Consider the following 14,800-nt stretch of genomic DNA (forward strand, 5'->3'; position numbering starts at 1 on the left):
CCGCCAGACTGATGAGCGAGCACATCCTCGGTTCCGGATCCGATTGAGCACCGCGCACCTGCCCCGCCGGCCCAGGGGGATCCTCTTCGATCTCGACGACACGTTGCTCGACCATCGCGGTGCCGCGGCCCGGTCTCTCTCGGGTGTCGAGTCCGTGATCACGACGCTGTCCGACCTCGACCTGGAGGCCAGCATCGAGGGCCTGATCCTGGGCTCCTACCGGTTCTCCGATTTCCGCAGCGCCAAGACCGCGCCCAAGGACGCGGGGCTGCGCAAGATCACCGCGCTCGCGCCCGACACGAAGTCGGCGACCAGGGAGGCCGCCGCGCGGGCGGAGGCCATCGCCACCGCGGTGGCCACGGCGCGCGATTTCGTCAACACCCCGCCCAGCCACCTCTACCCCGCCGAATTCGCCGCGCGGGCAAAGGCTTTGGGCGAGGCGGCCGGACTCGACGTGGAGGTGCTCGACGAGAAGGCGCTGGCCAAGGGCGGCTACGGCGGGATCATCGGCGTCGGCCAGGGTTCCTCGCGCCCGCCGCGGCTGGTGCGGCTGGCCCACCGCGGCGGCGGCCGCAAGGCCAGGAAGGTCGCGCTGGTGGGCAAGGGCATCACGTTCGACACCGGCGGCATCTCGATCAAGCCGGCGGCCAACATGCACCACATGACCTCCGACATGGGCGGCGCGGCGGCCGTGGTCGCGACCGTCGTGCTCGCGGCCCGCCGGAAGCTGCCGATCGACGTCGTCGCCTACGTCCCGATGGCCGAGAACATGCCGTCGGCCACCGCGCAGCGGCCCGGCGACGTGCTGACCCAGTACGGCGGCACCACCGTCGAGGTGCTCAACACCGACGCCGAGGGCCGCCTGATCCTGGCCGACGCGATCGCGCGGGCCTGCGAGGACGGGCCGGACTACCTGATCGAGACCTCGACGCTGACCGGCGCGCAGACCGTCGCGCTGGGGTCACGCACGCCGGGGGTGATGGGCAGTGACGAGTTCCGCGACCGGGTCGCCGCGGTGTCCCAGGCGGTCGGCGAGAACGGCTGGGCGATGCCGTTGCCCGAAGAGCTCAAGGACGACCTCAAGTCGAGCGTGGCCGACCTGGCCAACGTCAGCGGCTCCCGGTTCGCGGGCATGCTGGTCGCCGGCACCTTCCTGCGGGAGTTCGTCGCCGACGGCGTCGAATGGGCGCACATCGACGTCGCGGCGCCGGCGTACAACTCGGGTGGACCGTGGGGTTACACGCCCAAGGGCGGCACGGGCGTTCCGACGCGGACGATGTTCGCGGTCCTGGAAGACATCGCCGCGAACGGTTGAGGTGCTGTCTCACATGATGTTCCCGCCGCGGGCCGTGCTGCGCATGACCTGCGGGAAGGCGTGTGAGACACCGTAGACCAGGTAGGCCTCGGTGGTGACGGGCCGGACCGGCTTGTTCTTCTTCACCGCGGCGACGATGGCCTTGGCGACCTTGTCCGGGCCGACGCGGCGGACCGCGAAGCCACGGCGCACCCGTCGCCGGATCGTGTCCGCGTCGTAGCTGCGCTCCTCGGGCAGCGAGAAGCGGGTGGTGTTGACGATGTTGGTGCCGATGATCCCGGGGCAGATCGTCGTCACCCCGATTCCGGACGAATCGAGTTCTGCGCGCAGGCAATCCGAGAACATGTAGACCGCCGCCTTGGACGTGCAGTAGGCGTTCATCACGTTGACCGGCGTGTAGGAGGCCATCGACGCCACGTTGACGATGTGGCCGCCGGTCCCGCGCTCGACCAGGCGCTTGCCCCACGACCGGCACCCGTTGACCACGCCGCCGAAGTTGATGTCGATCACGCGGTCGAATTCCTCGGCGGGAGTGTCCAGGAAGAACCCCGCGTGCCCCACGCCGGCGTTGTTGACCACGATGTCGGGCACACCGTGCTCGGCGCAGACGCGCTCGGCCATCGCCTCGACCGCGGCGGCGTCGGAGACGTCGACGGTGTAGGTGTGCGCCGCTGCGCCGGTCTCGGTGACGAGCCGGGCGGTCTCTTCGAGTCCGGCCGTGTCGACGTCGCTGACCACCACGTCGGCGCCGTCGCGGGCGAACGCCAGCGCGGTCTCGCGGCCGATGCCACTCGCCGCACCGGTCACGGCGACCAGGGTGTCGCCGAACGCCTTACGCGCCCGGCCCATCTCGGCGCGCCTCAGTTCCCGCGGGGCGGGCGCGCCGTCGAGGTGGTCGACGAGCTCGGTCACCGCCCGGGCGAGCAACGGCGCGTGCGTCGTCGGCGTGAGCGGACCGGTCGTCGATTCTCGGCGCCACCACCTCGGCACCCGCACGGGCAGCTCGTCGCGGCGGGCGTCCTGGATGGAGACGATCGACTGCACCGGGACGTCGACCCGGTCGTGGTCCGGCGCCGCGGCGCGCCTCAGATTGGCGCGGTAGGGCTTGACCGTCGCGAGCGCAGCCACGCCGCGGGCCAAACGGCGCGGACTGGTCAGCACGGCACGCAGGTCCCCGAGTTCGGGTTCGGCCCCGGACACCGTCGTCAGCGAGGCGACCGCGGCGCCGGGTCTCCTGAGGTACTCCCACACCCCGGCGGCACCCCAGCCGTGGGCCAGCACATGCACCGTCGGAGCGCCGGCGACGACGGCGGCGAAGTCGTCGGCGAAATGTTGCACGGAGTAGGCCGCGGTCCGGGTGGGCACCTCCGAGTCGCCGGTGCCGCGGAGGTCGTAGCCGATGATCCGGAACCGGCCGGCCAGCCGGTCCACGACCGGGTCCCACACGCGGTGGGTGTCGGGTAGCCCGTGCACCAGCACGAGCGTCGGGCCGTCCGGATCGCCCTGCTCGAAGACGGCGATCCGGACACCGTCGCTGCTGTGGACGAAGCGCTGGCTGCTCACGACCGGACAGTACCCGCCGCCGCGCCGCGACTCCCTGCGGTCAGCGCTCCAGTTCTTCGCGGGCGGCCCGCTTGCGCTCGATCCGACGGCGCGCGTCGTAGTCGCGCATGCGCTGGGGGTAACCGACCTTCTGGACGTCGTAGACGGGGATCTTCAAGCGGTCGGACAACCGGCGGGCCCCGGCGTGTCCGCCGGCCTTGCGGCGCGTCCATTCACCGTCGGCGGCGACGAGCACGACGGTGACGTCGGTGACGGTCGTCTTGGGCTCGATGAACGCCTCCACGCCGTGGTGTTCGGCGACCCAGCGTTGCAGGTAGCGAAGATCGGCGGCGGGGTCGCCGCCCGCCGCGGCCGCGCGGCGCCGGCGGCGGAGTCTGTCGAACAGTCCCACCTGGGCTTGCTCCTTTCGGCGATCCCCTGGAACCGACATTTCGATAGTGCCAGACCAACGAGTGCGCCCGTCGGCGGCGAAAGCCCACATGGACGTGACAGGATGGGACGCGACACCTCAAGACTGCGACCGACCGTGCAAGGGAGCCACGACACTATGGCCATCTCCGTCCAGATGCCCGCACTCGGAGAGAGCGTTACCGAGGGGACTGTCACCCGCTGGCTGAAGCAGGAGGGTGACACGGTCGAAGAGGACGAGCCATTGCTGGAGGTGTCCACCGACAAGGTCGACACCGAGATCCCTTCGCCCGCCTCGGGAGTGCTCAAGAAGATCGTCGCCCAGGAGGACGACACCGTCGAGGTCGGTGGCGAGCTCGCCGTGATCGGCGACGCCGACGACAGCGACAGCGGCGACACCGGCGGCGGCGAAGAGCCCGAACCCGAGCCCGAGCCCGAGCCTGAGCCCGAGGCAGAAGCCGAACCCGAACCGGAACCCGCGAAGTCGTCGGGCGGCCCGAGCTCGACCGGCTCGGCCACCCCGGTCCTGATGCCCGAGCTGGGCGAGTCGGTCACCGAGGGCACCGTCACCCGCTGGCTGAAGAAGGTCGGCGACAGCGTCGAGGTCGACGAGCCGCTCGTCGAGGTGTCCACCGACAAGGTCGACACCGAGATCCCGTCGCCCGTGGCAGGCACGCTGTTGTCGATCACGGCCGAGGAGGACGACACCGTCGAGGTCGGTGGCGAGCTCGCCAAGATCGGCGACGAGGGCGCCGCGCCGGAGCCCGAGCCGGAGCCGGAGCAGACCAAGCCCGCGGCCAAGCCCTCCGAGGAAGCCCGGCCCGAACCGAAGTCCGAGCCCAAACCCGAACCCACGCCAGAGCCCGAGCCGAAACCGAAGCCCCAACCCGAGCCGAAGCCGGCCGCGGCCCAGGAGTCCGGCGACTCCGGCCCGTACGTCACGCCGCTGGTGCGCAAGCTCGCCGGTGAGCACGGTGTCGATCTCGCGACGGTCAAGGGCACCGGTGTCGGCGGGCGGATCCGCAAGCAGGACGTGCTGGCCGCCGCTGAGGCGAGCAAGGCGCCGAAGGAAGCCCCGAAGGCCGAGCCCGCGGCCGAGGCGCCCGCCAAGGCCGCCACGCCGGCCCCCGAGGGAGCGCTGGCACACCTGCGCGGAACGACGCAGAAGGCCAACCGGATCCGTCAGATCACGGCGAAGAAGACGCGCGAATCGCTGCAGACCACCGCGCAGTTGACGCAGGTGCACGAGGTCGACATGACCAAGATCGTGGCGCTGCGGGCCAAGGCCAAGGCGCAGTTCGCCGAACGGGAAGGGGTCAACCTCACCTACCTGCCGTTCATCGCCCGCGCGGTGATCGACGCGTTGAAGCTGCATCCGAACGTCAACGCCAGCTACAACGAGGAATCGAAGGAGATCACCTACTACGAGGCCGAGCACCTGGGCATCGCGGTCGACACCGAGCAGGGCCTGCTCTCGCCGGTGATCCACAACGCCGGTGACCTGTCGCTGGGCGGGCTGGCCCGGGCCATCGCCGACATCGCCGCGCGGGCGCGGTCGGGCGATCTCAAGCCCGACGAGCTGTCCGGCGGCACGTTCACCATCACCAACATCGGCAGCCAGGGCGCGCTGTTCGACACCCCGATCCTGGTACCGCCGCAGGCGGCGATGCTGGGCACGGGTGCGATCGTCAAGCGGCCACGGGTCATCGTCGACGAGTTCGGCAACGAGTCGATCGGCGTCCGCTCGGTGAGCTACCTGCCGTTGACCTACGATCACCGCCTCATCGACGGCGCCGACGCCGGCCGCTTCGTCACGACGATCAAGCGCCGGTTGGAAGAGGGTGCGTTCGAGGCCGACCTCGGTTTGTAGACGACCGTGTCGATGCCATCAGATTCGGTCGTCGCTATCGCGGGATCATCCGGTCTGATCGGTACGGCGCTGGTCTATGCGCTGCGCGCCACCGACCATCGGGTCATCCGCATCGTGCGGCGGGCGCCGTCGAATGCCGACGAGGTGTTCTGGAATCCGGACACCGGGGAATTCGACGCGGACTCGCTGCGCGGGGTGGACGCCGTGGTGAACCTGTGCGGGGTCAGCGTCGGGGAGAAACGCTGGTCGGGCGCGTTCAAGCAGAGCCTGCGGGACAGCCGGATCGGCCCGACGGAGGTGCTGGCCAACGCCGTGGTCGACGCCGGTGTGCCGGTTCTGGTCAACGCCAGCGCGGTCGGCTACTACGGCGACACCGGCAGCACCCCGGTCGACGAGACCGCCGGGCCGGGCCACAACTTCCTGGCCCGGCTGGCCGTCGACTGGGAGGCCGCCACCACGGTGGCCGCAGAGGCCGGCGTGCGGGTGGTGTTGGCGCGCACCGGCCTGGTGATGGCACCGTCGGGCGGCATCCTCAGCCGGCTCAAGCCGCTGTTCTCGCTGGGCCTGGGCGCGCGGCTGGGCAACGGCCGCCAGTACCTGTCGTGGGTCAGCCTCGAAGACGAGGTGCGCGCACTGTTGTTCGCGGTCACCCACGACGAGCTGTCCGGTCCGCTGAACGTGACCGGCCCGGCGCCGGTCACCAATGCGGAGTTCACCACCGCGCTGGGGCGCGCCGTGAACCGGCCGACCCCGCTGGTGGTGCCGGGGTTCGCGGTGCGTCTCGCCCTCGGGGAGTTCGCCGACGAAGGTGTGCTGGGCGGTCAGCGCGCGATCCCGTCGGCATTGGAGCACGCCGGCTTCGAGTTCCGCCACCACACGATCGGCGAGGCGCTCGCGTTCGCCACCGCACGCGCCCGTGAGTAGCGTCGACCACATGGCAGCCACCTCGATCCGATCGGACACCGCGCCGGTGCAGGTGCGGCGTCTGGGCACCGTCGACTACCGGGCGGCGTGGGACCTGCAACGCACGGTCGCCGACGAACGTGCCGCGGGCGGACCCGACACACTGCTGTTGCTGGAGCACCCGCCGGTGTACACCGCGGGACGGCGGACACTCCCCGAGGAGCGCCCCGACCCCGCCCTTTCCGGCACCCCGGTCATCGACACCGACCGCGGCGGCAAAATCACCTGGCACGGGCCCGGCCAACTCGTCGGGTACCCGATCGTCGGACTTGCCGAACCACTCGACGTGGTCAATTACGTTCGCCGCCTTGAAGAGTCGTTGATCTCGGTGTGCGCATCCCTCGGCGTCGAGACGGGCCGCGTCGAGGGCCGGTCCGGGGTGTGGGTGGCAGCCGACGACCGCGGACCCGCCCGCAAGATCGCCGCGATCGGCATCCGGGTGGCCCGCGCGACGACGCTGCACGGGTTCTCGCTGAACTGCGACTGCGACCTCGGCGCATTCGGGTCGATCGTGCCGTGCGGAATCCGCGACGCCGGCGTCACCTCACTGACGGCCGAACTCGGCCGGACGGTCCCCGTCGCCGACGTCACGGAACGGGTGGCCGACGCGGTGCTCGACGCGCTCGACGGCCGCATCACCGTCGGTGCGGCGCCGACTGCGGGCGTAGGATCGGCCCAGTGACTATCGCCCCCGACGGCCGCAAGCTGCTGCGTCTGGAAGTTCGAAACGCCGAGACGCCGATCGAGCGTAAGCCGCCGTGGATCAAGACCAGGGCGAAGATGGGCCCGGAGTACAGGGAGCTCAAAGGTCTGGTGCGCCGCGAGGGGCTGCACACCGTGTGCGAGGAAGCCGGCTGCCCGAACATCTTCGAGTGCTGGGAGGACCGCGAGGCGACGTTCCTGATCGGTGGCGAGCAGTGCACGCGGCGTTGCGACTTCTGCCAGATCGACACCGGTAAGCCCGCCGAGTTGGACCGTGACGAGCCGCGCCGGGTGGCCGAGAGCGTGCAGGCGATGGGGCTGCGCTACTCCACCGTGACCGGGGTGGCCCGCGACGACCTGCCCGACGGCGGCGCGTGGCTGTACGCCGAGACGGTCCGCCAGATCAAGACGCTGAACCCGAACACCGGCGTGGAGCTGTTGATCCCGGACTTCAACGCCGACCCCGACCAGCTGCAGCAGGTGTTCGAGTCGCGCCCGGAGGTGTTGGCGCACAACGTCGAAACGGTCCCCCGGATCTTCAAACGGATCCGGCCGGCGTTCCGCTACGAGCGCAGCCTGTCGGTGCTGACGATGGCGCGTGACTTCGGCCTGGTCACCAAGAGCAATCTGATCCTGGGGATGGGCGAGACACCCGAGGAGGTGCGCGCGGCACTGGTCGACCTGCACGGGGCGGGCTGCGACATCGTGACCATCACGCAGTATCTGCGTCCGTCGGCGCGCCACCATCCGGTGGAACGGTGGGTTCATCCCGACGAGTTCGTCGAGTATGAGCGCTACGCCACCGAGCTCGGATTCGCCGGTGTGCTGGCCGGACCGCTGGTGCGTTCGTCGTACCGGGCCGGGAAGCTGTACGCGCAGACCATCGCGTCGAGGCCGTCGGGCGCGGCTCCGGCCGCGACATCAGCGCAAGTATCCTGAAAGCTATGGCGAAATCGCGTAACACCGCCGAAGCCAAGGCGGCGAAGGCCGAGGCGAAAGCCGCCCGGAAGGCGGCGTCCAAGCAGCGGCGCAGTCAGCTGTGGCAGGCGTTCAAGATCCAGCGCAAAGAGGACAAGCGGCTGCTGCCGTACATGATCGGCGCGTTTGTGCTGATCGTCGGCGCGTCCGTGGCGGCCGGTGTGTACGCGGGCGGCTTCACGATGTTCATGCTGATCCCGCTCGGCGTCGTGCTCGGTGCGTTGGTGGCGTTCATCATCTTCGGTCGCCGTGCGCAGAAGTCGGTGTACCGCAAGGCCGAAGGGCAGACCGGTGCGGCCGCGTGGGCGCTGGACAATCTGCGCGGCAAGTGGCGCGTCACTCCCGGCGTCGCCGCCACCGGACACTTCGACGCGGTGCACCGGGTGATCGGGCGTCCCGGTGTGATCTTCGTCGGCGAGGGCGCCGCCAACCGGGTCAAGCCGCTGCTCGCCCAGGAGAAGAAACGCACCGCCAGACTGGTCGGCGACGTGCCGATCTACGACGTCATCATCGGCAACGGTGAGGGTGAGGTCCCGCTGGCCAAGCTGGAGCGGCATCTGACCAAACTGCCGGCCAACATCACCGCCAAGCAGATGGACTCGCTGGAGTCACGCCTGGCCGCACTCGGAACCAAGGTCGGGCCGGCCGCGATGCCGAAGGGCCCGCTGCCCGCGCAGGCCAAGATGCGCGGCGTGCAGCGCACCGTACGGAGACGCTGAGCGGCCCGCTGCAGCGGCAACGCTCATCGGCGCACCACTGCGGTCTTCGACGCCAGATCGTGCAGTCCGCGCAGATCGGAGTCGGTGAACAACGCCGGGATCACCAGGGTGATGAGCAGGCTGCGCACCAGCGCCCGGCCCGACCCCACATGCACGCGGTTGTCGACCGGCACCACCTTGACGCCGAGCGCGAGCTGGCCGGGAGTGAAGCCGAACAGCCGCACCGACACCACGCCGAGCACCAGCCAGACCACCAGCACCGCGGTCGACAGCGCCGCCATGCTGACCCAGCCGAACGTCATCGCCAGCGCGGCCAGGCCGTAACACACCAGCCAGTCGACGCACAGTGCTCCGATGCGGCGGCCGAACCGGGCGATGGACCCCGGTCCACTCTCGGGAAGGCCGAGACGTTGGCCGGGATAGGAGGCGGCCCGCTGTCCGGCGTCGTCAGATTGCGACGGTCCCGACAGCCAGGACCCAATGCTGCGGGCCATGAACCAAGGATAGGTGGCTGTCGCTACTGTTCTGTAACTGACGTCGACGTGATGCGTAACGTCCACGCAACATGCGGTTGACTGCCGTGCAACATCGTGTCCATACCGTCACCGGCGGGCTACAAGCAAAGGAGAGCAATAAGTGGCAGAACAGACCGCCGACGACATCATCAAGCTGATCAAGGACGAACAGGTCGAGTACGTCGACGTCCGATTCTGTGATCTGCCTGGCGTCGTCCAGCACTTCTCGATCCCCGCATCGGCGTTCGACGAGAGCGTGTTCGAGGACGGCCTCGCGTTTGACGGTTCGTCGGTCCGCGGCTTCCAGTCGATCCACGAGTCGGACATGATGCTGCTGCCCGACCCCGCCACCGCGCGTATCGATCCGTTCCGCGCCGCCAAGACGCTGAACATCAACTTCTTCGTGCACGACCCGTTCACGCGTGAGGCCTACTCCCGTGACCCGCGCAACGTCGCCCGCAAGGCGGAGAACTACCTGGCCAGCACGGGTATCGCCGACACGGCGTTCTTCGGCGCCGAGGCCGAGTTCTACATCTTCGACTCGGTGAGCTTCGATTCGCGCATCAACGGCACGTTCTACGAGGTGGACTCGGAGTCGGGATGGTGGAACACCGGCGAGCCGCTCGAGGCCGACGGCAGCCCGAACCGTGGCTACAAGGTCCGCCCCAAGGGCGGTTACTTCCCCGTCGCGCCGTACGACCACTATGTCGACCTGCGCGACGAGATGGCCACCAACCTGCAGAACGCCGGCTTCACCCTCGAACGCGGACACCACGAGGTGGGCACCGCCGGCCAGGCCGAGATCAACTACAAGTTCAACACGCTGCTGCACGCAGCCGATGACGTGCTGCTGTTCAAGTACATCATCAAGAACACGGCGTGGGCCAACGGCAAGACCGTCACCTTCATGCCCAAGCCGCTCTTCGGTGACAACGGTTCGGGCATGCACGCTCACCAGTCGCTGTGGAAAGACGGCAAGCCGTTGTTCCACGACGAGTCGGGTTACGCCGGGCTGTCGGACATGGCCCGCCACTACATCGGCGGCATCCTGCACCACGCGCCGTCGCTGCTGGCGTTCACCAACCCGACGGTGAACTCCTACAAGCGTCTGGTGCCGGGCTACGAAGCGCCGATCAACCTGGTGTACAGCCAGCGCAACCGGTCCGCCTGCGTCCGGATCCCGATCACCGGCAACAACCCGAAGGCCAAGCGTCTCGAGTTCCGCTGCCCGGACAGCTCGGGCAACCCGTACCTGGCGTTCGCGGCGATGCTGATGGCCGGCATCGACGGCATCAAGAAGAAGATCGAGCCGCTGGCCCCGGTCGACAAGGACCTCTACGAGCTCCCGCCCGAGGAGGCCGCGAACATCCCGCAGGCACCGACGTCACTGGCAGCGGTGATCGACAAGCTCGAAGAGGACCACGAGTACCTCACCGAGGGCGGGGTGTTCACCACGGACCTGATCGAGACCTGGATCTCCTACAAGCGGGAGAACGAGATCATGCCGATCCAGATCCGTCCTCACCCGTACGAGTTCTCGCTGTACTACGACGTGTAAGTCGGCCCGCCGACGCGACGTGTAAGTCGGCCCGCCGACGCGACGTGTAAGTCGGCCCGCCGACAAGACTCCGCCCGCGCTGCTCTCGGCAGCGCGGGCGGTTTCGTTTCACGGCACTCGCGTCAGGCGTCCCAGGCGGTTCCACAGTCCGGGCATCCGTACAGGTTGGCCGCGTCCTGGAAACCGGGCGCGACGTGCTGGTCGGCCGGACCGAGCAATTCGGCCTCGGTGGAACCACATTCCGGACAGACCTGGTTGTACACCCGGGGCCGCGCGCCACGGTCGTAGGTGACCCCGATGACGATCACGCCACCGTCGGTGGAGTCGACCAACCGGGCCAGCCCCTCGTCGGGATGCGCTTCGAGGTCCTCACGCCGGATCGTGACGACCAACTGCTCGCCCTGCGGCAGGCGACTGCGGACCTGTTCCTCGGTGAGGGCGACGACATCGTCCGGTGAGTTCCGCAATGCCCGCCCCGCGACCGGCATCCACATCCCCGCGGTCAGCACCGCCCCCGCCGGCAGCGCCTCGCTGACGATCTCGTTCTCCCACGGTTGCCGGTCGAGTTCTGTCATTGCCGCTCCTGCTCTGAAGTGATGCCATCTGTCCGGTTCGGCAGCGTCCACGCGGCCCATCCCAACCGGATTTCACCGCCGCAGCGGTTGACCTCAAGATTGTATCTATTATTCTAAATCGAACGGGCGCATCCGTCCGTACTCGCGCCAAGGAGGAAGGCCCCAGGTAATGCCAGAGAAAAAGATCGAATCGGTCGAGGACATCGAGATCCGCGATCAGGCGCTCAGCGAGACCGCCAACAGCGAGATGACCAACCGCGAACAGTGGAACCGGAAGAACCCGCCCACCGAAGCGGTCATCATCAAAGACCTCAAGACCACCGAGCTCACCCCCCGCGAGTACCGAAACACCAAGGCGCGCTTCTACCGGCTGGGCGGCGACATCCGGCTCCAGCCGCACGTGAGCGAGCTGCCCCCCAAGGGCGAGTCGGTCAACCACCGCCACACCACCGAGGCCGTCATCTACATCGTGCGCGGCGTCGGCCACACCATCATCAGCTGGGACGGCGTCAACAAGCAGCGCATCGACTGGGAGGAAGGCGACATGTTCAGCTTCCCGGTCTGGATGTGGCACCAGCACTTCAACGACAGCGACACCGAGGTCGCCCGCTACCTCGCCGTCCAGGACACCTTCGCCGTCAAAGCCCTCGGACTGCACCAGATCGAACGCTTCCCCGAGAACGGCTGACCCGGCAGCAGCCCTTCCACCGAAGGCCGCACCGCCGCCTCGCACGAGGCCGCGGTGCGGCCTTCTGGCGTTTAAGCCCAAGTGACACAACGAATTTGACAATTGTGTTAAACCTGGCTGGAACTGCGCGATTCCAGCTCGCAATCAACTTGGATACCGTATCTTTCATTCACGATGCCTTCCTATCTGACCGGTTCTGCCGTCGTCTGCCCGCAGCCGGTGGTGGCCGACGCCGCTGCCGAGATTCTCGCGGCCGGTGGTAACGCCGTCGACGCCGCTGTCGCCGGGATGGCGATGCAGGGCGTCGTCGACCCCCTGATGTGCGGCCTCGGGGGTTACGGCGTGATGACCGTGCACGAGGCGGCGACCGGTCGCAACACCGTTCTGGATTTCTTCGCCCGCGCGCCGTACAGCGTCGAAGAGGGCGCCGCCCAGGGCGATCTGGTGCGCGAGTTCACCTACGACTACGGCTTCGTCGTCGAAGACGGACACAACGAGATCGGTCACCGTAGTGTGGCCACGCCGGGCACCGTTGCGGGGATGGCGACCGCCCTACGGATGTTCGGCTCCATGCCGTGGTCGGCGGTGCTCGAACCTGCTGCCGCCCTCGCCGAGGACGGTTTCGCCCTCTCCCCCGCCCAGCAGTCGTCGTGGTACTCCGACGACGGTCCGGACAAACCCGGTGGGTTGCAGCGGATGTCGTACTCCGCGACCGGACGTGACCTCTACACCGACGACGGCCGGCCGCTGCCTGTAGGGCATCGGGTGCGCAATCCCGACCTCGCGTCGACCTTGCGCCACCTGATTCGGCACGGCCCCGAGGAGTTCTACCGGGGTGCGTTGGCCGACGCCATGGTCGCCGACCTGCAGAAGCACGAAAGCCTGTTGAGCGCAGCTGATTTCGACAAGTTCGCGGTCGCCGAGAGTGCGCCGCTGACAGCCCGGTACCGCGGTGCGACGCTGATGTTTCCCGGATATCCCGGGGGCGGGGTCAGCATCCTGGGTGCGTTGAATCTGCTGGCGCTGCGCGATCAGGGTTCCGAGTGGCCGACCGCAGACGCGGTCGGCGACGTCACGGCCGCGCTGCATGCGGCCCTGGAGGACAAGTTCGCTTACCTGGCCGGTAGCCGCGACCAGCCGATCCCGGTCGACATGTTGATCTCCGAGGAGTACGCACGGTTGCGCGCGGCGATGCCCGCGGGGTGGCGACCGGACCCGGAGTCGGTGCGGTTGCACGCGGCCGAGCCGCGCTCGACCACGCATATCGCCGTCGTGGACGGCCACGGTAACGCCGTCGCCGCCACTCACACACTGGCCTCCGGCAGCGGGGTGATCACCCCCGGCCTGGGGTTCATGTTCAACAACTTCATGCACGGCTACGATCCGCGCCCGGGCCGGTGGAACTCCCTGCGGCCCGGCGCCACCCGGGCCGCCTCGATGTCGCCCGGCCTGGTGTTCGACGAGCACCGGCAGCTGACGGGAGTGGTGGGCGCGTCCGGTTCGACGCGGATCGTCAGCGCGCTCGTGCAGGTCCTCTCCCACCTGATCGACCGCGGCTGGGATCCCTGGCGCGCGGTCGCAGCGCCGCGGGTGAATGTTCAGCTCGACGGATCGGTGCAGTGCGAGGGCCGTCTTCCCGGCGCCGTGGTGGGCGCGATCGAACAGTCCGGGCGGCGCGTGCGCAAGCACCTCGCCAATTACGACCCGTACTTCGGCAAGGCCCACGTGCTGTGGCGCGACCCCTCGTCGGGCCGCTGGTCCGGTGCGGCCGACCCGCGCGGCGATGGAGGCACAGCAATCGTGGCGGCGTGACAACGCATTTCAGTATCCGTCCAGAGCAACACGACCCGCAATCATCGGAGGTAGAAGTGGCAACATCGATCTCGCGCAGCGCGCAGCTGGCCGTACTGGCCGCGGCCACGCTGGCCATCACCACGGCCTGTAGCGATCCCGAGGCCGGCACGGCCGACAGCTCGGCGAGCCCGGACGGATCGGCGGCTCCTGCGGTCGCCGGCAGCATCGAGGAGGTCTGCGCGGCGGCACAGGAGGAAGGTGAGCTGGTTTCGTGGAACAGCGAATCTCCCGAGGCCTATCAGCAGATCTTCGACGCGTTCGCCGAAACCTACCCGGGCATCACGCTGACATCGGTGGAGGTTCGCCCCGATGACCTCGTCCAGAAGCTCGTCACCGAGGCGTCGGCGGGACGGCCCAGTGGCGTCGACGCGATCTCGGTGACGATGGACAAAGCCGGCCCGCTGCTCGACAACAACCTCATCAACGGCGATATCGACTACACCGCCATGGGAGTCGACCCCGGCCACGTCTCCGACGGAAACCTGGTGCGCACCGAGCGCATCGCCATCGGTCTTTCGTACAACACCAACGAAGTTCGGCCCGAGGAGCTGCCCAACACCTGGGACGAACTGGTCGATTCCAAATGGGAGGGACGCGTGGTCGTCGACCCGCGGGGCGACCCACTGCAGCTGCTGGCCGTGGTCTGGGGCAAGGACCAGACGGTCGACTACGTCACCAGACTGCGTGACACCGTCCGGCCGCAGGTCGTGCAGGGCGCCACCGCGGGCCTGCTGACCGTCGCCAGCGGCGAGAACGCACTCACCACCAACGGCCGCTCGGCGGAGACCGCCGAGCAGCAGGCCAAGGGCGCACCCGTCGCGATCAAGTACCTCGACGTCGTGCCGGCCGTCGACTACTACACCGCGGTGCCGACCAGCGCGCCGCACCCGAACGCCGGTGCCTGCTGGGCGGCCTGGCTCAACAGCGATGAGGGCCGGGCGGCGAAGCAGGAGTACGCGTTCAAGGGCAACGTCGACCTGCCGCCGGAGGCCGGCTCGAGCGAGGTGGCGGCCATCGACAGCCCGGAGAGCGCCACCGTCGCGACGGAGACGGCCGAGGGCATCAGTGCTGTCTGGGCCGGTCGCGCCTAGC

14 protein-coding genes are annotated in these 14,800 nt (G+C 68.8%); 10 read left to right on the forward strand and 4 right to left on the reverse strand.

Features of this window, described 5'->3' with window-relative positions:
* On the forward strand, positions 1 to 1,315 hold a 1,315-nt coding region (locus ASJ79_RS14630; protein ID WP_231750849.1), incomplete at its 5' end, for a leucyl aminopeptidase.
* 9 nt (positions 1,316 to 1,324) lie between these two features.
* Here the strand turns inward: ASJ79_RS14630 and ASJ79_RS14635 are convergent.
* Together ASJ79_RS14635 and ASJ79_RS14640 are read right to left on the reverse strand one after the other, a co-directional pair.
* Positions 1,325 to 2,878, reverse strand: a complete 1,554-nt coding sequence (locus ASJ79_RS14635; RefSeq protein WP_067956345.1) for an SDR family oxidoreductase — start codon at positions 2,876 to 2,878, stop codon at positions 1,325 to 1,327.
* A gap of 40 nt (positions 2,879 to 2,918) precedes the next feature.
* Positions 2,919 to 3,269, reverse strand: a complete 351-nt coding sequence (locus ASJ79_RS14640) for an oxidoreductase (protein ID WP_067956347.1) — start codon at positions 3,267 to 3,269, stop codon at positions 2,919 to 2,921.
* Between the two features lie 156 nt (positions 3,270 to 3,425).
* On the opposite strand from ASJ79_RS14640, the gene sucB reads away from it, so the two are divergent.
* The 5 genes from sucB to ASJ79_RS14665 are packed head-to-tail and all read left to right on the forward strand — an operon-like array spanning position 3,426 to position 8,518.
* Positions 3,426 to 5,156: a 2-oxoglutarate dehydrogenase, E2 component, dihydrolipoamide succinyltransferase gene (sucB, locus tag ASJ79_RS14645; RefSeq protein WP_067956349.1), complete on the forward strand. Its 1,731-nt coding sequence runs from the start codon at positions 3,426 to 3,428 to the stop codon at positions 5,154 to 5,156.
* A 12-nt stretch (positions 5,157 to 5,168) separates the two neighbouring features.
* Complete coding sequence (locus tag ASJ79_RS14650; RefSeq protein ID WP_067956398.1) at positions 5,169 to 6,080, forward strand: TIGR01777 family oxidoreductase; 912 nt, start codon at positions 5,169 to 5,171, stop codon at positions 6,078 to 6,080.
* 10 nt (positions 6,081 to 6,090) lie between these two features.
* Positions 6,091 to 6,801: a lipoyl(octanoyl) transferase LipB gene (gene lipB / locus ASJ79_RS14655; RefSeq protein WP_067956351.1), complete on the forward strand. Its 711-nt coding sequence runs from the start codon at positions 6,091 to 6,093 to the stop codon at positions 6,799 to 6,801.
* Positions 6,798 to 7,760 (forward strand): lipoyl synthase, encoded by a 963-nt coding sequence (gene lipA, locus ASJ79_RS14660; RefSeq protein WP_067956353.1) that lies wholly within the window; start codon positions 6,798 to 6,800, stop codon positions 7,758 to 7,760. The genes lipB and lipA overlap by 4 nt, the downstream gene beginning before the upstream one ends.
* Before the next feature lie 5 nt (positions 7,761 to 7,765).
* Positions 7,766 to 8,518, forward strand: a complete 753-nt coding sequence (locus tag ASJ79_RS14665) for a DUF4191 domain-containing protein (RefSeq protein ID WP_067956355.1) — start codon at positions 7,766 to 7,768, stop codon at positions 8,516 to 8,518.
* A gap of 23 nt (positions 8,519 to 8,541) precedes the next feature.
* On the opposite strand, the gene ASJ79_RS14670 is transcribed toward ASJ79_RS14665, so the two are convergent.
* Positions 8,542 to 9,012 carry an RDD family protein gene (locus ASJ79_RS14670; protein ID WP_067956357.1) on the reverse strand — a complete coding sequence of 157 codons (471 nt, stop codon included), beginning with the start codon at positions 9,010 to 9,012 and terminating at the stop codon, positions 8,542 to 8,544.
* A 142-nt stretch (positions 9,013 to 9,154) separates the two neighbouring features.
* On the opposite strand from ASJ79_RS14670, the gene glnA reads away from it, so the two are divergent.
* The gene (gene glnA, locus ASJ79_RS14675; protein WP_067956359.1) at positions 9,155 to 10,591 is read left to right on the forward strand and encodes a type I glutamate--ammonia ligase; all 1,437 of its coding nucleotides are present in this window, start codon (positions 9,155 to 9,157) and stop codon (positions 10,589 to 10,591) included.
* Between the two features lie 122 nt (positions 10,592 to 10,713).
* Here glnA and ASJ79_RS14680 read toward each other — a convergent pair whose 3' ends face one another.
* Positions 10,714 to 11,166 (reverse strand): hypothetical protein, encoded by a 453-nt coding sequence (locus ASJ79_RS14680; protein WP_067956361.1) that lies wholly within the window; start codon positions 11,164 to 11,166, stop codon positions 10,714 to 10,716.
* Between the two features lie 169 nt (positions 11,167 to 11,335).
* Between ASJ79_RS14680 and ASJ79_RS14685 the strand changes: the two genes are divergently transcribed.
* From ASJ79_RS14685 to ASJ79_RS14695, 3 genes are all read left to right on the forward strand, one after another.
* Entirely contained in the window at positions 11,336 to 11,854 is a 519-nt protein-coding gene (locus ASJ79_RS14685) for a cupin domain-containing protein (RefSeq protein ID WP_067956363.1), read from the forward strand.
* A 174-nt stretch (positions 11,855 to 12,028) separates the two neighbouring features.
* On the forward strand, positions 12,029 to 13,666 hold the full coding sequence (locus ASJ79_RS14690; RefSeq protein ID WP_067956365.1) for a gamma-glutamyltransferase family protein: 1,638 nt from the start codon (positions 12,029 to 12,031) through the stop codon (positions 13,664 to 13,666).
* Between the two features lie 56 nt (positions 13,667 to 13,722).
* Positions 13,723 to 14,799, forward strand: a complete 1,077-nt coding sequence (locus ASJ79_RS14695; RefSeq protein ID WP_067956367.1) for an ABC transporter substrate-binding protein — start codon at positions 13,723 to 13,725, stop codon at positions 14,797 to 14,799.
* Position 14,800: the final 1 nt, after the last annotated feature.

This window comes from Mycobacterium sp. NAZ190054 (assembly GCF_001545925.1).
In the GTDB taxonomy this organism is placed as follows: domain Bacteria; phylum Actinomycetota; class Actinomycetes; order Mycobacteriales; family Mycobacteriaceae; genus Mycobacterium.